The 21,454-nt window shown below is 62.4% G+C and carries 18 protein-coding genes; 11 read left to right on the plus strand and 7 right to left on the minus strand.

The features are described 5' to 3' along the window. Positions 1 to 85 precede the first annotated feature (85 nt). From CGZ88_RS02585 to CGZ88_RS02600, 4 genes are all read left to right on the plus strand, one after another. Positions 86 to 1,540, plus strand: a complete 1,455-nt coding sequence (locus CGZ88_RS02585; RefSeq protein ID WP_026644297.1) for a nucleobase:cation symporter-2 family protein — start codon at positions 86 to 88, stop codon at positions 1,538 to 1,540. Between the two features lie 336 nt (positions 1,541 to 1,876). Next, positions 1,877 to 2,755 (plus strand): DUF3737 family protein, encoded by an 879-nt coding sequence (locus tag CGZ88_RS02590; RefSeq protein ID WP_101671001.1) that lies wholly within the window; start codon positions 1,877 to 1,879, stop codon positions 2,753 to 2,755. Positions 2,756 to 2,806: 51 nt separating this feature from the next. Next, positions 2,807 to 4,009, plus strand: a complete 1,203-nt coding sequence (locus CGZ88_RS02595) for a MalY/PatB family protein (protein WP_101671120.1) — start codon at positions 2,807 to 2,809, stop codon at positions 4,007 to 4,009. 55 nt (positions 4,010 to 4,064) lie between these two features. After that, positions 4,065 to 5,066 (plus strand): aldo/keto reductase, encoded by a 1,002-nt coding sequence (locus CGZ88_RS02600; RefSeq protein ID WP_101671002.1) that lies wholly within the window; start codon positions 4,065 to 4,067, stop codon positions 5,064 to 5,066. Positions 5,067 to 5,134: 68 nt separating this feature from the next. Here CGZ88_RS02600 and CGZ88_RS02605 read toward each other — a convergent pair whose 3' ends face one another. Together CGZ88_RS02605 and CGZ88_RS08925 are read right to left on the minus strand one after the other, a co-directional pair. Beyond that, a complete protein-coding gene (locus CGZ88_RS02605) occupies positions 5,135 to 5,851 on the minus strand; it encodes a gamma-glutamyl-gamma-aminobutyrate hydrolase family protein (protein WP_101671003.1) in 717 nt (238 codons plus the stop codon). A 330-nt stretch (positions 5,852 to 6,181) separates the two neighbouring features. Continuing rightward, complete coding sequence (locus CGZ88_RS08925; RefSeq protein ID WP_165778688.1) at positions 6,182 to 6,352, minus strand: hypothetical protein; 171 nt, start codon at positions 6,350 to 6,352, stop codon at positions 6,182 to 6,184. 67 nt (positions 6,353 to 6,419) lie between these two features. On the opposite strand from CGZ88_RS08925, the gene CGZ88_RS02610 reads away from it, so the two are divergent. Then, positions 6,420 to 6,983, plus strand: a complete 564-nt coding sequence (locus CGZ88_RS02610; protein WP_133120875.1) for a hypothetical protein — start codon at positions 6,420 to 6,422, stop codon at positions 6,981 to 6,983. Here the strand turns inward: CGZ88_RS02610 and CGZ88_RS02615 are convergent. Beyond that, positions 6,980 to 7,861, minus strand: a complete 882-nt coding sequence (locus CGZ88_RS02615) for a hypothetical protein (RefSeq protein ID WP_051198227.1) — start codon at positions 7,859 to 7,861, stop codon at positions 6,980 to 6,982. The genes CGZ88_RS02610 and CGZ88_RS02615 overlap by 4 nt on opposite strands. Positions 7,862 to 8,111: 250 nt before the next feature. On the opposite strand from CGZ88_RS02615, the gene CGZ88_RS02620 reads away from it, so the two are divergent. The 3 genes from CGZ88_RS02620 to CGZ88_RS02630 all read left to right on the plus strand — a co-directional run bounded on the left by CGZ88_RS02620 (position 8,112) and on the right by CGZ88_RS02630 (position 10,359). Further along, positions 8,112 to 8,585: a LytTR family DNA-binding domain-containing protein gene (locus tag CGZ88_RS02620; RefSeq protein ID WP_231371357.1), complete on the plus strand. Its 474-nt coding sequence runs from the start codon at positions 8,112 to 8,114 to the stop codon at positions 8,583 to 8,585. A gap of 65 nt (positions 8,586 to 8,650) precedes the next feature. Continuing rightward, positions 8,651 to 9,100 carry a DUF3021 family protein gene (locus CGZ88_RS02625; protein ID WP_165778689.1) on the plus strand — a complete coding sequence of 150 codons (450 nt, stop codon included), beginning with the start codon at positions 8,651 to 8,653 and terminating at the stop codon, positions 9,098 to 9,100. 602 nt (positions 9,101 to 9,702) lie between these two features. Next, on the plus strand, positions 9,703 to 10,359 hold the full coding sequence (locus CGZ88_RS02630) for a P-loop NTPase family protein (protein ID WP_101671005.1): 657 nt from the start codon (positions 9,703 to 9,705) through the stop codon (positions 10,357 to 10,359). 46 nt (positions 10,360 to 10,405) lie between these two features. On the opposite strand, the gene CGZ88_RS02635 is transcribed toward CGZ88_RS02630, so the two are convergent. The 4 genes from CGZ88_RS02635 to guaA form a co-directional block, all read right to left on the minus strand. After that, the gene (locus CGZ88_RS02635; RefSeq protein ID WP_231371358.1) at positions 10,406 to 10,843 is read right to left on the minus strand and encodes a GNAT family N-acetyltransferase; all 438 of its coding nucleotides are present in this window, start codon (positions 10,841 to 10,843) and stop codon (positions 10,406 to 10,408) included. A gap of 196 nt (positions 10,844 to 11,039) precedes the next feature. Further along, positions 11,040 to 11,861, minus strand: coding sequence for a helix-turn-helix domain-containing protein (locus CGZ88_RS02640; RefSeq protein ID WP_026644308.1), 822 nt, complete (start codon positions 11,859 to 11,861; stop codon positions 11,040 to 11,042). A gap of 886 nt (positions 11,862 to 12,747) precedes the next feature. Continuing rightward, complete coding sequence (locus CGZ88_RS02650) at positions 12,748 to 13,284, minus strand: hypothetical protein (RefSeq protein WP_423734397.1); 537 nt, start codon at positions 13,282 to 13,284, stop codon at positions 12,748 to 12,750. A 129-nt stretch (positions 13,285 to 13,413) separates the two neighbouring features. Then, entirely contained in the window at positions 13,414 to 14,976 is a 1,563-nt protein-coding gene (guaA, locus tag CGZ88_RS02655) for a glutamine-hydrolyzing GMP synthase (RefSeq protein ID WP_026644310.1), read from the minus strand. 495 nt (positions 14,977 to 15,471) lie between these two features. On the opposite strand from guaA, the gene CGZ88_RS02660 reads away from it, so the two are divergent. From CGZ88_RS02660 to CGZ88_RS02670, 3 genes are all read left to right on the plus strand, one after another. Further along, positions 15,472 to 17,949 (plus strand): phosphoketolase, encoded by a 2,478-nt coding sequence (locus CGZ88_RS02660; protein ID WP_026644311.1) that lies wholly within the window; start codon positions 15,472 to 15,474, stop codon positions 17,947 to 17,949. Between the two features lie 245 nt (positions 17,950 to 18,194). Continuing rightward, on the plus strand, positions 18,195 to 19,874 hold the full coding sequence (pta, locus tag CGZ88_RS02665; RefSeq protein ID WP_101671007.1) for a phosphate acetyltransferase: 1,680 nt from the start codon (positions 18,195 to 18,197) through the stop codon (positions 19,872 to 19,874). Between the two features lie 209 nt (positions 19,875 to 20,083). Beyond that, positions 20,084 to 21,322, plus strand: coding sequence for an acetate/propionate family kinase (locus tag CGZ88_RS02670; protein ID WP_026644313.1), 1,239 nt, complete (start codon positions 20,084 to 20,086; stop codon positions 21,320 to 21,322). Positions 21,323 to 21,454: the final 132 nt, after the last annotated feature.

A 21,454-nucleotide genomic window follows, 5' to 3' on the forward strand; every position in this document is an offset into this window, starting at 1 on the left:
GCGCCTACTGTGATTGTCGTTCCATTCCGCACAGAGGCCGGCCCATGTCACGCATGGGCCGGCCGACGCATTTCCCGGAGGTCCCATGAATTCCCCTGTCGGCAAATCCGATGCTCCGAATGACCGTCTCGAATCCACCTTCGAGACCGACGAGCTCAAACGCGACGAGGCCACGGCCACGCCCGCCGAGGAACGGCGTGAGGCGAAGCGCTCCGGCGTCTCCTTCGAGACGCTCTCGAGCCTCGACGCGCCGGTCTCCTTCTGGAAGGGCATACCGTTCGGCCTGCAGCATGTGCTCGCGATGTTCGTCGCCAACCTCGCGCCGATCTTCCTCGTGGCCGCCGCAGGCAACATGTCCGCGGCCGACTCCGCGAAGATCATCCAGTCCGGCCTGCTCGTCGCCGGACTCGGCACGTGCCTGCAGCTCTACGGCGTGTGGCGTTTCGGCTCGCGCCTGCCGATGGTCACCGGCATCTCCTTCACCTATGTGGCCGCCGCCATCGCAATCGTCTCCCATCAGGGCTACGACGCCGTCGTCGGCGCCGTCATCGTCGGCGGCCTGCTCGAGGTTGCGCTCGGCCTGACCGCGAAATATTGGCAGCGTTTCGTCCCGCCAATCGTCTCGGCGATCGTCGTCACCGCGATTGGCTTCTCCCTGTTGTCGGTCGGCGCCGAAAGCTTCGGCGGCGGCGCCGGCGCGAAGGACTTCGGCAGCTGGCAGAACCTCACACTCGGTCTGATCTCGCTCGTCGCCTGCCTCGTGTTCCAGCTGTGCATGAAGGGCACCGCCAAGCAGCTGTCGGTGCTCTTCGGCCTGCTCATCGGCTATGTGGTGGCGATCTTCTTCGGCAAGGTCGACTTCTCTGGCTTCCAGCATCTTCAGGTAGTGAGCGTGCCTTCATTCATGCCGTTCAAGCCTGAGTTCGACTGGGGCGCGATCATTTCGATCGGCCTACTCTACGTCGTCTCCTCCGTGGAGGTGCTCGGCGACACGGCGGCGCTCACGAAGGTGGGTCTCGACCGCAAGCCCACGCAGCGCGAGACCTCCGGCGCGATCGCCGGCGACGGCCTGATCTCGTCGGTCTCCGGCGTCTTCGGATGCCTGCCGCTGACGTCCTTCGCGCAGAACATCGGCCTGGTCGCGATGACGAAGGTCGTCAACAGGAAGGTCATCCTCTCCGGCGGCGTGCTGCTCATCCTCGCGAGCTTCGTGCCGGCCATCTCCGAGGTCTTCAATTCGATGCCGCAGGCGGTGCTCGGCGGCTGCACGATCATGATGTTCGGCAACATCATCCTCTCGGGCTTCCAGATGATCTCCGACGCCGGCTACACGCAGCGCAACATCACGATCGCCGCGCTGTCGCTGACGATCGGCATCGGCTTCACGCAGGTCTCGAGCATCTTCGAGCACTTCCCTCCTCTGTTCCAGTCGATCTTCGCATCGAACTGCATCGCCGTCGCCTTCGTCGTCGCCGTCATCCTCAACCTCTGTCTGCCCGGCGAGGAACGGTTCCTCTCGACGCCGAAGCAACCGAAGTGAGACGCGCGCCCGCGCATTCCTCCCACGACGCCGTCCGCACCCGCTGCGGGCGGCGTCCTTTTGTTTGTTCGGCGATTTCGTCGTTCCGTCGATTGTCGTTGTTCCATTGATCTCCGTTGCTCCGACATTTCCTACGCTCCCCCGCAACTGATGCCACGTCCCTCACGCCTCGCCGGCGACGATATGCGCGCCGCGAATGACCGACCACACGATTTCGAATCGGTTCATCGGCGAACATGATTGTGCGCCCCGCGGCGCCCTCCTACAATGAGCCGCAGTCGACAACCCAACGGCCTTGCGCGACGCGCGGTCCATCAATGAACGAAAGACAGGACGATGCAGGAAATCCGCGAACAGAAACTCACCGGCGAACGTGCGCTGTTCGCCCAACACGACGCGCTCATCACCGACTGCGTGTTCGAGGACGGCGAATCCCCGCTCAAGGAATCACGCGACATCACCGTCAACCATAGCGTGTTCCGCTGGAAGTACCCGCTGTGGTACTCCGACAACGTCGACGTGCACGATACGCTCTTCGAGTTCGACGCACACGCCGCGTTCTGGTACAGCAAGCACATGCGCTTCACCGACTGCACGATCCAAGCACCCAAGGAGTTCCGCAGGAACGACGACGTCGTGCTCGACAACGTCGCATTCACGAACGCCGCGGAGACGCTCTGGCATTGCAGCAACGTCACGCTGCGGCACGTCGTCGCCAACGGTGACTACTTCGGCATGGACAGCGACCATCTGACCATCGGCGACTTCCAGCTCACCGGCAACTACTGTTTCGACGGCTGCCGCGACGTCAGGGTGGACAACGCCCGCCTGATGTGCAAGGACGCGTTCTGGAACTGCGAGAACGTCGTCGTGCGGAACTCGTTCATCGCCGGCGAATACCTGGCATGGAACACGAGGAACATCACCTTCGAGAACTGCACAATCCAGAGCCTGCAAGGCCTGTGCTACGTCGACGAGCTCACGCTGCGCAACTGCCGACTGATTGACACGACGCGCTCGTTCGAATACTGCACGGACGTCGACGCCGACGTGACGACGCGCATCGACGGCGTCGTCAACCCGGTCTCCGGCACGATCCGCGCGGCCGACTTCGGCGAGATCGTCCAAAACGACAAGAACATCGACACGAGCGCCGTCCACCTGCTCACGCGCGACGGCGACGAGCTCGGCGCGGCCGTCGGCAAGCGCGCCTGAGCGATGCCGGACGACGAACGACAAGCACACAGCGAAAGGATTGACGACGACATGAGCGCAGCACTTGAACATGTGAGCGGATTCGACGACGAGGTGAGCCGCGACGGCATCTTCTCGATGAAATGGGACGTCGCAAGCGGCGAACTGCCGATGTGGGTCGCGGACATGGACTTCCGCACAGCACCCGCCATCCGCGAGGCGCTCGCCAAACGCGTCGAGAACGGTACCTTCGGCTACACGGACGTCCCCGCCGAGTTCATGCGTGCGGTCGCACAATGGTGGGGGCGGCAGTACGGCATGGACGTCGACCCGGCGCACGTCACCTTTGTCTCGGGCGTCGTGCCGGCGATCTCGTCGCTCGTGCGCTCGCTGACGAACGTGGCGGAGAAGGTCGTCATCCAGCCGCCCGTCTACAACATCTTCACGAACTCGATCGTCAACAACGGCCGTCGCGTGCTGACCAATCCGCTGAAATACGAGCACGGCCGCTATGCAATCGATTTCGACGACCTCGAGGAGAAGCTCGCCGACCCGCTGGCGCGCCTGATGATCGTCTGCAACCCGCACAACCCGACCGGCAACGTCTGGAGTCGGGAGGATCTGGCGCACATCGGCGAACTGTGCGCGAAGCATGACGTGACCGTCGTCTCCGACGAGATCCACTGCGACGTCATCCGTCCTGGCATGACGCATACGCCGTTCGCGGCGGCGAGCGAGACGAACCGCCGCATCAGCGTGACCTGCTCCTCGCCGTCGAAGGCGTTCAACACGGCCGGCCTACATTCCGCGTATTTCTTCGCCGACGACGCGGGGCTCCGTGCACGCGCCGTGCGCGGCGTCAACACCGACGAGGTCGCCGAGCCGAACGATTTCGCGGTCCAGACGCTCATCGCCGCCTACACCGACGGCGCCGACTGGCTCCGTCGGCTCAACGCCGTCGTGCAGCGCAACAAGGATTACGCGGCAGAACAACTCGCCGCGCACGCCGCCGGCCTGACGCCGGCGCCGTCCGACGCCACCTACCTGCTGTGGATCGACTGCTCGCGGCTGCTCGACGAGGCCGGCGACACGACCGCCGAACGCTTCTGCGACTATCTGCGCGAACACACCGGGCTCGCGCTCTCATACGGCGGCATCTACGGCGTCAACGGCGAACGCTTCGTGCGCATGAACCTTGGCACGCGCGCCGACCTCGTCGTCGACGGCGTCGGTCGTCTGATCGCCGGCGCGCGCGACTACGTCGGACATCGGTGACGGAATCGACATCAGCAAAGCTCATCTCAGACTCATCATCAGCTAAGGAGACGCGATGCAATACACGACATTGGGCAACACGGACATCAAGGTGTCCAAGATCTGCGTGGGATGCATGAGTTTCGGCGAGCCGGGCTCGATGCATCAGTGGACGCTCGACCAGGACGGGACCGACGCTGTCGTGGCCGAAGCGCTCGACATGGGCCTCAACTTCTTCGACACGGCGAACGTCTACTCGAAGGGCACGAGCGAGGAGTACCTCGGCAATGCGCTGCGCAAATCCACGCAGCGCGACAAGGTCGTCATCGCCTCGAAGGTCTACTTCAACCCCGGACGCCTCTCCTCGAAGGCAATCCATCACGAGATCGACGGCACGCTCAAGCGACTCGACACCGATTATCTCGACCTGTACATCATCCATCGCTTCGATTACGACACGCCGATCGAGGAGACGATGGAAGCGCTCAATGATCTGATCGAGCAGGGCAAGGTGCGCGCGATCGGCGCGTCGGCGATGTACGGATACCAGTTCTTCGAGATGCAGATCGCCGCGCGCGACAACAACTGGGCACAGTTCCAGACGATGGAGGACCACTACAACCTGCTGTATCGCGAAGACGAGCGCGAGCTCATCCCGATCTGCAAGCAGATGAACGTCTCGCTGATGCCGTACTCGCCGCTCGCCGGCGGCCACCTGACGCGCCCCACATGGGACGCGGACACACTGCGCAGCGAGACCGACCCGGTGCTGCGCGGCAAATACGACAACGCCAAGAGTGACGACATGCGCATCATCGCGCGCGTCAATGAGCTCGCGCACAAGCACGGCGTCAAGATGTCACAGATCGCTCTCGCATGGCTGTGGGCGAAGAGCGTCGCCGCACCCATCGTCGGCGCCACGAAGGCCTCGCATCTCGCCGACGCCGCGGCCGCGCTCGACGTGGCGCTCACGCCGGAGGAGATCGCCTACCTCGAGGAACCGTACACGCCGCATCGCGTCGTCGGCGCAATCGACCACAATCCGCCGCAGGGCACCGTGCTGCTCGACGCGAAATAGGAACATGCTCCCTGCGCTCGTATGTGCAACGCTTACATAAGCCTGCTTCCATGAGCGCAGGGAGCATGTCAACTACAGGCTCCCGTAAAGGCTCTCAGGATGCGCCGGCTAGCCTCGTCGCTGCCATGCAGAAACTCCGGATGCCACTGCACCGCCTGAACGAACGTGCTAGCGGGAGCATAGACCGCTTCGACAAGCCCGTCCTCGCTGATCGCCATCGGCCGCAGTCCCTCACCAAGTTTACGGACCGCCTGATGATGGTAGCTGTTTACGGGTAGCACACCATCCTCCCCCAGCGTCGCGGCAAGCACATCATGCAACGGGCTGCCTTGCACCACCCGTACATCATGGACGGTGCGGTCGTATGACGGGCGTTGATGATGGTCGACATCGGAATCGAACTCGTGGGGAAGGTCCTGATACAACGTGCCGCCGAAGAACACGTTCATGATCTGCAATCCGCGGCATATGCCGAACACCGGCTTATCGGCGGCAAGCGCAAGCGCAAGCAGCCGCAATTCCATCTCGTCGCGCGCTTCGCTGAACTCCATGTCCGGATAACGCGGCTGTTGCCCGTAACGAATAGGGTGCACATCATGGCCGCCAGTCAGCAGGAGGCCATCGCACATCGAGAAGATCTGCTCGATCTCGTCGGCGTCGCGCGTCAACGCCGGCATGAACGGCAGCGCACCTGCTTGCCGTAACGCATCGAAATACCCGGGCAGCATCCAGTAACTGTCACGAGCGTCGTCAACGAGCGGCATCACCGCAATCACCGGTTTCATGGAACTCCTCCAAGGATTCGGATCGGCATATTCGAGTCCACACGCTACCCGTAAACGGCACATGCGCGATGACCGGACGATTACGAACCCATTTCAGACACGCAAGACGCAAGCCTACACGTACATCCCATACGTTGCGAGCATGGGACCTACCGCACCCGACTTCCAGTCGATGCGCTGATCCGGCTGTTCGACGTGGGTGTGCGCAACATCGATTCGGCAGTCGCCGACAGCGCTACACACATGCTGCCCGTTGGCGTGGGACCTATGGGTTTCCATAGCAGACCGCAGGCCCCGCGCCAACGGGCGGCATTCACCGCAGTAGCGAAGCTAGCGGATGCTCGGTTCCGTGTGCTTATGAGCATGTTTTTTGCGAAAACCGAGTGCCCCCAGTACAAAGAACACGAGCAAGAACCCGCACAGAACGAGCAGATCCACGCCAATCGCAAGGAACCCTTCGCCGCGCAGCATCACGCCGCGCAGGAACAGTCCGGAAGACAATGTGCAGAATCGTCTCGAACAAGCGATGCTCACGCGACTCATCACGCAGTCCGTCGACAAGATCACCGTGCGCGAGCTCACCGAGGACTGCCACTGCAACCGCAGCACGTTCTACTACTATTCCGACAACATCGACAAACTCGCCGATGCCGCGCTCGAACGGGCGCTTCCGTATGAACTACCGCTAGCATTGCTGTCGTTCCTCACCGCCGGCAACGCCCCGGACAACGCCAACAGGCAATTGGACGCGATAGTCAAAGAACGGGTGTCGATGAGAAGCGAGTACATCGACATGCTGTGCCGGCTGCTCAACGGACCGAATGCATCACTGGTGGAACGCGAGGTGAAGGCAGCGATGATGCAGATGCTGCCCGTCATCATCACACGTCTTTTCCCGGACAAGAAGGTGGATGAAGTCAGCGCACGCATCGTCTTCGAAAGCGCCACCGGTAGCATCCTGAGCATGATGGCCTATCGTGGAGCGAGCGACCTCAAGATACCCGTAGAACGAATCATCCTCACGATGGCGCCGGAACTGCCGCAGGCGTTCATCGCCTGTCTCAAGCGCGCCACCGCCGAACATGGGCAGCCGACCACGGACCGTCAATCACCATTACCCGAAGCAGACTAGTCGAAGTCGGGCTCGTACTTGCGGCGCGCCGCGCGCATCACAAACACCTCACAGATCGCGGCGATGATGTACACGGCTGCAATCGGCACCCAGAAATACACGGTGTGCAGCGTGGGCAGATAGTACAGCGCGAATGCCGCGAGAACGGCGAGGATCACCGCAAACGTCTTGATCGACGAGTAGATGCTCGAGAGCCGCTTCTCGCCGATGAGCCGCTCGCGCTCATCGGCATCCTGGTTGAGGCCGAGTTCATAGATGTTCACGTGTCTGAGTGCGCGGAAATTATAGGAGAAGAGATTGGTGCGCCCCGCCATGTCGAATCCATGGATGAGCAGCCACACGCCCACCGCCACACTGAGCATGGACAGTGCCTGCACGAGTGCACTCGGACAATTCACGGCGAACACCGCCAGCAATAGGTGCGCGATGGCGATCACCAACGCACCCGCGAGCGCGGACAGCCAGCCGCGCACACGGTAACGACGGCGTTGTGCGGGCGTGTAGAACTGCTCGATGCGGTGGAACGTCGCCACATAATCGTCATCCTGACGCTGCGTGTGTCTGAGAATGATGCATCCGACGATCACACCGAGTACTTCCACAATGAACGATTCCGGGTGCCGTTGATTCTCCGGCAGGTCCACGAGTTCCTTCGTCATGATGCCGATTGCACGGTCGAGCCCTTTGATGATCTCGTCGATGTCCGCGCTGTTGTGCTGCGGCAGCAGCATCAGGAAGTGACCGATTGCGAATCCGAGCAGGATCACGGCCACACCATTCGCCGTGCGTAGCGCATGCAGCCGCATGTGGTGGTCGTATCCGAAGACGCCACTGCCCTCGGCCAGTTTCTGCAGCCGCTGTTGTTTCGTGTCCGCCATGCCTGACTCTCCTCACTCCATGAATGTGTTTCATCCTAATGAGCCTCGGGTGCACTACCGGTTGATTTCTCTACGGCCTGAGCCGATTTGCAGGCAGCGCTCGATTGCCATCACCTTGCAGCCGGCCGAACAATCTGACCACTCACACGCCCAGAGCAACCGTTCACCTGTGTTGACCCAAAATCTGCCGAGCGCAACGTTAGGCTGAATACATACACACACTCAGACACTTATCGCACGAAGGAGCATGATGCGAGTCGAATTGACCATGCGACCCACCATCGCCAAGGAACAGGCGCGCATAGCGGCCAGGTCCGCATCGCCGGAACTTGACCATGCGGTCGCACTGCTTGCCTCGATCGGCGCCGATTCCACGATCATCGAGCAGGAGCAGGCACTGAAGAACGCGGTCATCGGCATGCAGGGAGGCAGTGCGATCATCGTGCAGGCCCCCGACGTGTACATCGCACGCACGGACAAGGGCACCGTACAGCTCGTGACCGCGAAAGGCACGCTCACCTCGCACAGTCGACTGTATGAACTCGAGCACACGCTTGGCAATGATTTCATCCGCATCAGCAAATCCGCGATTGTGAATCTGCATGCCATCGACCGCATAGAACCGGGCTTCGGCGGCGCGATGAGCGTGCGCATGCACGATGGCTCGGAGGAATGGATCTCACGCCGGTATCTGCGCGCGTTCAAACGGGCACTCGGCATGTAAGAGCCGTCCTCTCATCCCGCCACAGAGCTCCTCAGATATACCCTCACTCAACACAAAGGATAATCATGAACAACTCCAATCCATCCATCGGAAAGACGCTCGCCATATACACCGCAACGGGCATCGGCATCGCCTCATTCATCGGCTCGCTTTTTTCGGGTATCGTCGGCATGATCATGGGAGGAAGTACCGGTTCGATGCTGGTGAAGCAGTTCGTGGCCACACTCGTCATCGGCATCGCATTCGGCGCGCCCGCCATCATCTGGGTCAGCGACCGGCTCGCCACCTGGATCAAGCTCATCGTCGCCATCGTCCCCGGCACGATCATCTACACGTGCATCGCATGGTGGATCGGCTGGATTCCGCGCGAATACGGCGTCTGGGCCGTCATCTCGACGATTGTGATGATTCTCGTGGTGACGCTCATCATCTGCGCGATCTGCGGCGTCGTGTTCCGCAGCAATGTGCGCACGATGAACGATTATCTCAAGCGCCGTCAGCAGATCTCCCACTGATGACGAGTCGTACCGTCAATGATTCACACATCCTCCGTCATAGCTCAGCGTGCCGGTCTCCTGACACGCATAGGGCAGTCAACATTCGTGTCGTGGATTTCTTCTCTGATTACTCTCTTCAGTGGTATGATGTCACTCTTCCGCGCGGTTGCACAACCGCATCGAAATGACATCAGACTAGCGAGCCGGCATCCGCTACCACAACCATTGCTCAGTGACCGGTCGATTATCCTCGACGACCGGTCGCTGATTAGCGGTGACACCAATCATCGAGGAATCGTGGACGAACTTGCACTAGTAGACGCCGTATACGCCCGCTTGTGTTACCGATGGCGTTCAGCAAGCATGCGCGCTCGGATACCGAGCCTATGACAGCCATCGCATAATCCAAGAGATACGCGACTGGCCGGAAGCAGTACGCGGATTGCACAACATCGCGAACGGATTCTCCTCGCAGAACCACGGTTCGGGCAGGAGATCCGCAAGGCCGACGACGATAAATCGGACGGCAGCATGCGCACACGCGCCTTTCACTACGACATATGCACGAATCGCCGCATGCTTTCCCCTTTCGGATACATGCGACGCTGTAGCATGACGCCATGGATACACAGGACACCCACACCCGGCTGATCATCGTCGAAGGTCTGCCGGGCAGCGGAAAGAGCACGACTGCCGAGATGATCGCCGCCGATCTGCGGGCGCGCGGCAGGGATGTCGTCTGCGTCGACGAGGGAGCCACAAGCCATCCCGCAGACGTCGGCGACTACGACTTCCCCGATTTCGCGACGGAACGCGCCACGATACTCGATGCATGGCGCACGTTCGCCGCCCACGTCAGACCTGATACGGTCTACGTGTTCAATTGCATCCTGCTGCAGAACCCGATGTGCGAGACGATGATGCGCTTCGGCATGGACGAAGACGAATCACGACGCTATATCAGCGAGATCGCGGCGATCATCGAACCATTGCGTCCGACGGTCGTCTACATCGACGAGCCGGACGCGCGCGCCGCAATCGACGGCGTTCGCAACGAACGCGGCGATGGCTGGCTCAACGCCGTCATCGACTACCACACATCACAGGGGTATGGCGAAGCGCATGGACTGCGCGGATACGAGGGATACATCGCCTGCCTTGAAGAGCGGAGGAACCGGGAACTGCGCATCCTGCATTCGCTCGCGCTCGACAGCCGCGTCATCGCGCCATTGAGCGATGCCGAACAAATCGCGGCATTGCTGGATTCGGTGGGATGATCGGCTCACCGGGAAAAGAACCACGCTGCCCGGAAGTTGCGACGCCCTACAGCCACTGGATGAAGGCGGTCTTGTCGGTGCTGTTGTAACCGGCATGGCGATAGAAGTCGAGCGTCTCCGGGTCATGGGATCCGGTGAGCAGCATCATCTTGTAGCAGCCAGCCCTCCGCGCAAGCATACGCGCATGGTCGAGGCACGCGGTCGCATAGCCACGGCCGCGCGCGTCCGCCTGCGTCACTACATTCTCGACGAACGCATATGGCCTCACTCCGCGTGTCAGGTTCGGGATGACGACGCACACGCATGAGGAGACGATGCGCCCGTCCTCCTCGCAGACGATGAGATGGTGGTCGGGATCGGCGAGGATGCGCGCCCATGCATCCCACAATCGTTCGTCATGCTCCGGAACCGACCGCTCGTGCAGATCAAGATACAGTTCGAGCAACGCATCAAGATCCTCTTCGTTCGCTTCCCTGATCATCATCGGGTGCCCCCTCTCCTCGGCGGAAACCGTCTTACGGTGCGATACGATTATCAGGCAACACCCGAAGCCCGATCGCCGCCGTCTCATTTCCACGACGACATGTCTCACCAGAAAGCTCGGCCGTCGACGGCAGCCATCACTGCATGTGTGAAGGGCGCGCAGACAACGTCGGTCACGCACCCTTCACAATATCCGATCATCCAGCCGTGGATCTCCTCGTAACGGCATAACGGACGAAACAGCCGCCCGATACGAGCAGCAGGAATGTGATGGTGAGGGCATCCGAGATCTCGAACTCCGGCTCACCAAGCATATGCGACAGGATGAGGTTGATGGCAATTTCAAGCAACGCCGCCAGTGCGCAGAAGACGCCCCACGCAATCAGCCGACGACGCCCGCCATATGTCCGCAAGACGAAGGCCGCCGCCCACAGGAGCACGAACGCGGGAATCGACACCGCGGCACCGATCGACAGCACGCGCCCGACATGCAGCAGACGGCTGAGCACGAACAGATACGGAATCGTGAACGCCGTCAACGCGCCCAGAGCGACGTACAGGCCACTGCCTCGCATGAGCATCGCCGGCACGATGACCATCCACGCGTAGAGGATGGAGCTGACGGGGATCAGCGACCATGTGAGCGTCCCCGATGTCGACAGATCGCAGATCAGGCAGGTCAGCATGCCCACGAGCATCAGCGCGGAAAGCGCGATCGCCGTGACGCGGTTCCAGTGCACGGCGCGCTCGCCCTTGCGTCGCAGCGCGAGCAGGTTCTCGTCCGCCTTGCGTCCCGCGTCCTCGTTCGTCAGCTCCTCACCGCTGAGCAGTTCGTTCACCGTGATGCCCAATATGGCGCACAGCGGCAACATGATGGACGCGTCGGGCAAGCTCTTGCCCGTCTCCCATTTTGAGACCGCGCGGTCGGTGATGTTCAATTTGCGCGCCAACTGCAGCTGGGTCAGGTTCTTCGCCTTGCGGCGCTCGGCGATGAACGCGCCGATCGTTGTCTGATTCATCGTCTTCGCTCCTTTCGCCATTCACGCTACAGGCATCCGGACCACAAGACGGCGCCGACATCCATTTTTCACACACACCGTTGGTTGAATCGGCCGACTCAACCAACGGTTGAGCCGGCATGAGGCCGTCGGAAAGTCAAACAGAACGAGCAGGCCGGGACTTACCAACGTCATCGCCGGCAGCATATACGCGAGTGTCCGGAAGCCGACGTTCCTTCGGGGAAAACCGATGAGCTGAATCGAAATCCACAGGATGATTGACGACTGTACGAACGACAGCACACCGAACACGGCCGCGACCGATCAGCCCCATCGCGCATCACCCATATTGCGCGCGCACATCGGCGAGCGCCGCCTCGAATTCGTCGCGTGAGCGCAACGTGCACACACGCACGCCACGCCGGGCCGCATCATCGAGCATATGGACGAGCTGTGGCCGGCAGTCGCGCGGAAAATCGATGATGTATCACCTGAACTCTCCGTCGAACTCGCGCTCCACCCACGGCAGTTCCTCGCGCCGCACACCGATGCGCGCCTCGACGCCGGCGAGGCACGTCTCGGTTCGGCACATCGAGGAAATAGACGGTGTCGCAGCGTTCGAGGCGCCATTCCAGCGTCCTCATATAGTTGCCGTCGATGATCCATGCGTCCCCTTCGAGGATCCCCCGCAGACGTGCGTCGAATTCGTCGGTCGTGACCGTCGTCATGTCCGGTTTGTGCCACAGCAGGTCCAGATGATGCAACGGCAATCCGGTCACGTCCCGCAGCCTGCGCGAGAACGTGCTTTTGCCGGTGCCGGGGCACCCGACGACAAGGACGCGTCGCATCCGGCGCGCCCAGCACACGGACGGTGACGTCCCGCTCGCAGGCCCGGACGAATCGTGGGTCATGGCTCCTCCGTCCCGAAGTCCGCATCGAGGTCGACGTCATAGACGTCGTCGACGAGCAGGACATCGACGCCGTGCGCGCGGGCCTGCGCGAGCGTGCGCGCGTTGTCGTCGATGATGTGCTCCATCGTGCACGACGAGCCGTCGATGCGCCGCTCGATAACGTTCGCGTAGCGCAGGACGTCGTCGAAATGCGCGCGGATGTAGCGTTCGCTCAGCACGATGCAACGGTAGCGTATGTGCGCAAGGTAGCGCGGTTCGAAATCGCGCGCCCAGTCGAACGGGATGTAGCAGCCTTCGACGATGAGATGCTGCCCGTTCTCGATGGCGGTCTTGACCATCTCGCGCACGATCGGCCACAGGTAATCGGTGAGCACGTCGTCGTCCTCGGGCGTCAGCGGCGTACGACCGGCGCGGATCAGCCCCATCTTCAGATGATCGATCGACAGGTACGGGTAGCCGTGGCGTTCGAGCAACCGCTGCGCGAGCGCCGTCTTGCCGGCATGCGAGGCACCGGCGATCAGGATGATCATCAAGGCCACCTTTCACAGGTCACGGGAGGGGACGCAAGGACGATGACGGGCGGCGTCCGCCGAATCGAAAATTCGACGGACGCCGCCCGTAAGGAAGGACGTCACGGAAGGACGACCGCGCGATCGGCGGCGTCACTCCCACTCGATCGTCGCCGGCGGCTTCGACGTGCAGTCGAGCACAACGCGGTTGATCTGGCGGCATTCGTTCGTGATGCGCGTCGAGATCGTCGCGAGCACGTCGTACGGCACGCGCGACCAGTCGGCCGTCATCGCGTCCTCCGAGCTGACCGGACGCAGCACGATCGGCGAGCCGTAGGTGCGTTCGTCGCCCTGGACGCCCACCGAGTGCACGTCGGCGAGCAGCACGACCGGGCACTGCCAGATGTCGCGGTCGAGGCCGGCCTTCGACAGCTCCTCGCGGGCGATCGCGTCGGCGTCGCGCAGCAGGTCGAGGCGTTCCTTCGTGATCTCGCCGATGATGCGGATGCCCAGTCCCGGACCCGGGAACGGCTGACGCCAGACGATCTCGTCGGGCAAGCCAAGCTCGGTGCCGATGGCGCGCACCTCGTCCTTGAACAGCGAGCGCAGCGGCTCGATAAGTTCGAACTTGATGTCCTTGGGCAGGCCGCCGACGTTGTGGTGGGACTTGATGTTCGACGCGCCGTCGCCGCCGCCGGACTCGACGACGTCCGGATACAGCGTGCCCTGCACGAGGAACTTGACCTCCTTGCCCTGCGCGCCGGCCTCCTCGATCACCTGACGCTGCGCCTTCTCGAAGGTGCGGATGAACTTCTCGCCGATGATCTTGCGCTTCGTCTCGGGGTCGGAGACACCCTTGAGCGCGTCGAGGAAGTCCTCGGAGGCGTCGACGGCGATGAGCTTGATGCCGGTGGCGGCGACGAAGTCGTGCTTGACCTGCTCGGCCTCGCCCTTGCGCAGCAGGCCGTGGTCGACGAAGACGCAGGTGAGCTGGTCGCCGATCGCACGGTGCACGAGGGCTGCGGCCACGGCGGAGTCGACGCCGCCGGACAGGCCGCAGATGACCTGCGCGTCGCCGACCTTCTCGCGGATCGCCTCGACCTGCTCGTCGATGATGTTCTTCGCGTTCCAATCGGCGGGGATGCCGGCGCACTCGTGCAGGAAGTTCTCGATGAGGTCCTGGCCGAGCGGCGTGTGGCGGACCTCGGGGTGCCACTGCACGCCGTAGAGCTTTCGCGATTCATCCTCCATCGCGGCCACCGGCGCGCCCTCGGTGTGCGCGAGGACCTCGAAGCCCTCGGGCGCCTTGTTCACGGCGACGCCGTGGCTCATCCACGTCGTCTGCAGCGACGGCGAGCCGTCGAGGATGCCGGTCGGCTCGTCGATGACGGCCTCGGTCTTGCCGTACTCACCGAGCGCGGCCTTGTCCACGTCGCCGCCGAGCTCGTGGGCCATCACCTGGAAGCCATAGCAGATACCGAGCACCGGCACGCCGGCGCCGAAGACCTTCGGATCGATCGTCGGGGCGCCCGGCTCGTAAACGGACGCGGGACCGCCGGACAGGATGATCGCCGAGGGGTTCTTGGCGAGCATCTCGTCGACGGGCATCGAATGCGGGACCAGTTCGGAATACACATTGGCCTCACGTACGCGGCGCGCGATGAGCTGCGCGTACTGGGCTCCGAAATCAACGACGAGGACAGGACCGGTTGCCATACAACTCCCTTTGACGGACGGATTGCACTCTTACGGGCATTACAACACAGATATTGTGCTGCCGCAAGGAGACATTGGCCATATCCGCGGCCCCGCGGGCGCATGCGCCGGCACGGGCGGCGCTGAAGCGTTCAAGTGCGCCCCGCACAAGGGTCGGGACGCATTGGAAGGACTATATGCAACACGCCGCGATCCGTACACGGAATCGAACGGCGACGGAAGTCGGAATCATACAGAAACCCCGTGATTCCAATGGTTTTCAGCATTGTTCACTCGTCGGCCGAATTCACATTTCAACAGCAGATTCTTCCAAAATGCATAAGAAATCAAACATTTCCGCACACACCTAACCAAAAGAACGCAAAACGTCAGCGAGTCCGCGTAACATGTTCCTCGACCGGACACGGGGTTCCTTCCTCACGGAGGGACATGCGGATCCCGTGTCCCCACCGAAAAAATCAATCGCACACTATGTGCAGGAGTACAGGAGCACACATGACTAATCCTGTTATTGGCACCCCTTGGCAGAAGCTGGATCGCCCGGTTTCGGAAGAAGCCATCGAAGGCATGGACAAGTACTGGCGCGTCGCCAACTACATGTCCATCGGCCAGATTTATCTTCGCAGCAACCCGCTGATGAAGGAGCCGTTCACCCGCGACGACGTCAAGCACCGTCTCGTCGGCCACTGGGGCACCACCCCGGGCCTGAACTTCCTTCTGGCCCACATCAACCGCCTCATCGCCGACCACCAGCAGAACACCGTGTTCATCATGGGTCCTGGCCACGGCGGCCCGGCCGGTACGGCGCAGTCCTACATCGATGGCACCTACACCGAGTACTACCCGAACATCACCAAGGATGAGGCTGGCCTGCAGAAGTTCTTCCGCCAGTTCTCCTACCCGGGCGGCATCCCGTCCCACTTCGCTCCGGAGACCCCGGGCTCGATCCACGAAGGCGGCGAGCTCGGCTACGCGCTCTCCCACGCCTACGGCGCGATCATGAACAACCCGAGCCTGTTCGTCCCGTGCATCATCGGCGACGGTGAAGCCGAGACCGGCCCGCTGGCCACCGGCTGGCAGTCCAACAAGCTCGTCAACCCGCGCACCGACGGCATCGTCCTTCCGATTCTGCACCTCAACGGCTACAAGATCGCGAACCCGACGATCCTCGCCCGCATCTCCGACGAAGAGCTGCACGACTTCTTCCGCGGCATGGGCTACCACCCGTACGAGTTCGTCGCCGGCTTCGACAACGAGGATCACATGTCGATCCACCGTCGCTTCGCCGAGCTCTTCGAGACGATCTTCGACGAGATCTGCGACATCAAGGCCGCGGCCCAGACGGACGACATGACCCGCCCGTTCTACCCGATGCTCATCTTCCGCACCCCGAAGGGCTGGACCTGCCCGAAGTTCATCGACGGCAAGAAGACCGAAGGCTCCTGGCGTGCGCACCAGGTTCCGCTGGCCTCCGCCCGCGACACCGAGGAGCACTTCGAGGTCCTCAAGGGCTGGATGGAGTCCTACAAGCCGGAGGAGCTCTTCAACGCCGACGGCTCGATCAAGGACGACGTCACCGAGTTCATGCCGAAGGGCGAGCTGCGCATCGGCGCCAACCCGAACGCCAACGGCGGCCGCATCCGTCAGGAGCTGAACCTGCCGGAGCTCGATCAGTACGAGATCAAGGGCGTCAAGGAATACGGCCATGGCTGGGGCCAGGTCGAGGCTCCGCGCTCGCTGGGCGCCTACAGCCGTGACATCATCAAGAACAACCCGGATTCGTTCCGTATCTTCGGACCGGACGAGACCGCTTCCAACCGTCTGAACGCGACCTACGAGGTCACGAAGAAGCAGTGGGACAACGGCTACCTGTCCGCTCTCGTCGACGAGAACATGGCCGTCACCGGCCAGGTCGTCGAGCAGCTGTCCGAGCATCAGTGCGAGGGCTGGCTCGAGGGCTACATCCTCACCGGCCGCCACGGCATGTGGAGCACCTATGAGTCCTTCGCCCACGTGATCGACTCGATGCTCAACCAGCATGCGAAGTGGCTCGAGGCCACCGTCCGTGAGATCCCGTGGCGCAAGCCGATCTCGTCGGTCAACCTGCTGATCTCGTCGCACGTGTGGCGTCAGGATCACAACGGCTTCTCGCATCAGGACCCGGGTGTCACCTCCGTCCTGATCAACAAGACGTTCAACAACGACCACGTGACGAACATCTACTTCGCGACCGACGCCAACATGCTGCTCGCGATCGCCGAGAAGTGCTTCAAGTCGACCAACAAGATCAACGCGATCTTCTCCGGCAAGCAGCCGGCTCCGACGTGGATCACCCTCGACGAGGCTCGCGCCGAGCTCGAGGCCGGCGCCGCCGAGTGGAAGTGGGCTTCGAACGCCAAGAGCAACGACGAGGTCCAGGTCGTCCTCGCCGCCGCCGGCGACGTCCCGACGCAGGAGATCATGGCCGCTTCCGACGCCCTGAACAAGGAAGGCATCAAGTTCAAGGTCGTCAACGTCGTTGACCTCCTCAAGCTGCAGTCCCCGGAGAACAATGACGAAGCCATGTCCAACGAGGACTTCGCCGAGCTCTTCACCGCCGACAAGCCGGTCCTGTTCGCGTACCACTCCTATGCCCAGGACGTCCGCGGCCTCATCTACGACCGCCCGAACCACGACAACTTCCACGTCGTCGGCTACAAGGAGCAGGGCTCCACGACCACGCCGTTCGACATGGTCCGCGTCAACGACATGGATCGCTACGCGCTCGAAGCTCAGGCTCTCGAACTGATCGACGCCGACAAGTACGCCGACAAGATCAAGGAGCTCAACGAGTTCCGCAAGAAGGCGTTCCAGTTCGCGGTCGACAACGGCTACGACATCCCGGAGTTCACCGACTGGGTGTATCCGGACGTCAAGGTCGACGAGACGCAGATGCTCTCCGCCACCGCGGCCACCGCGGGCGACAACGAGTGAGTCCCATTCAGGACTGACATCGTCTAGTCGATAGGAACGGGGATTCGGACAGTGTCCGGATCCCCGTTCTTCGTATCATCAAACTGTTATCTAGCTCACATTTGCGTCCGGTGTGCGTGCCGGACGACCTGCGCGCATCGCCGCTGGGTAGAATGGTCGCTTGTGAACAACGCCGTTACCCTGCCCTCCGGCGCTACGCCGATCCGGGGCATCCCCGCACTTGCAAACCGCAGAAGGAGCGAACAGTGAGTCTCAAGAACGTCAGCATCCTCAGCCCGAATCCCGGCAACGGACGCAACGCCGTCGCGCTCGGAGTCGTCAACGCACTCTCCAGGCATCTGCGCACCAGCATCTTCCGTCCCGCCGTCTCCCCTGACGAGACCTTCACCGACACGCTGCTCAAGTACACGTCATCGGGCCAGACGCGTGCGCAGGCCATCGGCGTCACGCTGCAGACGGCGCGGCTGCGCAAGAAGGAGGCACGCGAGCAGATCGTCGCCAACTTCATCGACACGAACGCCGTGCTCAGGTCGCAGGCGCGCGTCATCGTCGGCTCCGACAAGACCAAGGTCGGCGACCCCGAACGCTTCTTGTTCAACGCGGACGTCTCCGCGGATCTGCAGTCGCCGGTCCTGCTCACCGTGTGCACGATCGGGCGTGCGCCCGACGAGGTGCTCGAGACGATCGAATCATGCTCCGAGGTCGTGACGAACGCGGGCACCAAGGTCATCGGCGTGTTCGTCACCGGCTGCAAGGACGATCAGGCGTCGACGCTCAAGGAGTACTTCAAGGACTACGACGTGCGCGTGTGGACGCTGCCGTTCATCGACCTGTCCGATCTGTCACACGCCGACGAGGCGATCGCGCTGTTCGACGAGCACGTCCCCGAACACGAACTGATGGAGACGCTCGACTCCCCCTTCGTGCCGCCGACGACGCCGTACGCGTTCCAGTATGATCTGCTCGCGCGCGCGAAGGCGGACCGCAAGACGATCGTGCTGCCGGAAGGTTCCGACGACCGCATCATCCAGGCCGCCGACTATCTGCTGCAGTCCGACATCTGCGACCTCATCATCATCGGCGAGCAGAACGACATCCTCGAGCGCGGACGCACCCTCGGACTGCGTTCCCTCGACAAGGCGCGCTTCCAGTCAATGGAGGACGAGCAGCTGCTCGCCGTCATGGTCGACCGTCTGTGCGAGCTGCGCGCGAAGAAGGGCATGACGCCCGACGTGGCACGCAAGACGCTGCGCGACCCGAACTACTTCGGCACGATGCTCGTCGTGCTCGGACAGGCCGACGGCCTCGTCTCCGGCGCGATCAGCTCGACGGCGAACACGGTGCGACCGGCGCTGCAGCTCATCAAGACGAAGCCCGGCATCAAGTCGGTCTCCGGCGCGTTCCTCATGTGTCTCAAGGACCACGTCTCGGTCTTCGCCGACTGCGCGATCAACCTCGACCCGGACCCCGAGCAGCTCGCGGACATCGCGCTGCAGTCGGCGCAGACGGCGAAGGCCTTCTCCGTCGAGCCGCGTGTCGGCATGCTCTCCTATTCGACGCTCGGCTCGGGCAAGGGACCGGATGTCGATCTGGTCGACGCAGCGACGAGCATCGTGAGGCAGAAGGCGCCGGATCTCGAACTCGTCGGCCCGATCCAGTTCGACGCGGCATGGTCGCCCGAAGTGGCCTCCGTCAAGGCCGCCGGCAACCCGGTGGCCGGACGCGTCACCGTCTTCGTGTTCCCCGATCTCGATTCGGGCAACATCTGCTACAAGGCGGTGCAGCGCACGGCGAACGCCGTCGCGATCGGACCGATTCTGCAGGGCCTGAACAAGCCGGTGAACGACCTGTCGCGCGGCGCGCTCGTCCAGGACATCATCAATACGATCGCGCTGACCGCGATTGAAGCCCAGCAGAACGACTGAGCACGGCGCACCTCACGGTTGGCCGGGCGCTCCCCAATCGGGAGCGCCCGGCCAACATCGTTCTGCGAGGACGTATCGGGCGACGCAGGTAACGGGCGCGTGTCCATATTCGGTCATGTCGTTCGACTGTTTGTAGCATTCGCTGAGTAATCTGTCTTGAGGAAAGTCGCAACCGCGGCGAACGTAATAACCCAATGGAGGATGCCACAATGGCGAAAACCGTCCTTGTTATCAACTCGGGCTCCAGCTCGATCAAGTACCAGCTCGTCGACCTCGAGACCGGCGAGGGAATCGCATCGGGTCTCGTCGAGAAGATCGGTGAGCCGATCGACGGTCATTACAAGTACGAATACAATGGCGAGAAGCATGAGCTCGAAGAGCGTATCGAGAACCATGAGCAGGGCCTCAAGCGCGTGCTCGGCTTCTTCGAGGAGTACGGCCCGAAACTCGACGAGGCGGGCATCATCGCCGTCGGCCACCGCGTCGTCCAGGGCGGCAACACCTTCCCGGATCCGGCGCTCGTGACCCCGGCCACGACGGAGAAGGTCGAGGAACTCGCCGTGCTCGCCCCGCTGCACAACGGACCGGAGGCGAAGGGCGCGCGCGTCATGCGTCAGCTGATGCCGGAAGTGCCGCAGGTCTACGTCTTCGATTCCTCCTTCTTCCAGCAGTTGCCGAAGGCCTCCAGCACCTACGCGCTCAACAAGGAAGTCGCCGACAAGTACAAGATCCGCCGCTACGGCGCGCACGGCACCTCCCACTGGTTCGTCTCCTCGCGCATCCCGGAGTTCCTCGGCATCGACGCGCAGGCCGCAAAGAGCCTCAAGCAGATCGTCCTGCACATCGGCAACGGCGCGTCCGCATCCGCCGAGCTCGGTGGCCGTCCGATCGAGACATCGATGGGCCTGACCCCGCTCGAGGGCCTCGTCATGGGTTCGCGCACCGGCGACATCGATCCCGCCGCCGTCTTCCACCTGATGCGCAACGCGCAGATGGACGTTGACGAGCTCGACGACCTCTTCAACAAGAAGTCCGGCATGATGGGCATGACCGGCTTCGGCGACATGCGTGAAGTGCATCGTCTCGTCGCCGAGGGCAACGAGGACGCGAAGCTCGCGCTCGACGTCTACGTCCACCGTATCGTCAGCTACATCGGTGCCTACACTGCGCAGCTCGGCGGCCTTGATGTGCTCACCTTCACCGCCGGCGTCGGCGAGAACGACGAAATCGTGCGCCGCATGGTATGCGAGAAGCTCGCGCCGTTCGGCGTCAAGCTCGACATGGAGAAGAACGACACGCGTTCCAAGGAACCGCGCATCATCTCCACGCCGGATTCCTCGGTGATCGTCGTTGTCTACCCGACGAACGAGGAACTCGCGATCGCGCAGCGTGCGCAGGCGATCGTCGAGAAGGGCGAGGACACGTACGGCAACAAGATCGCCGACTGAGCGTATCCGTCATCGCGCAGTGCGACACCGGTCGTGACGACCACATGTCGCACATGACACACGCATGACAGGGAGGGACGACGAATAAGTCGTCCCTCCTTTTTTCGTTGCTGCGCCGGCCTCGTCTTACGG

The sequence above is a fragment of the Bifidobacterium anseris genome (assembly GCF_002860345.1).
Taxonomy (GTDB): Bacteria; Actinomycetota; Actinomycetes; order Actinomycetales; family Bifidobacteriaceae; genus Bifidobacterium; species Bifidobacterium anseris.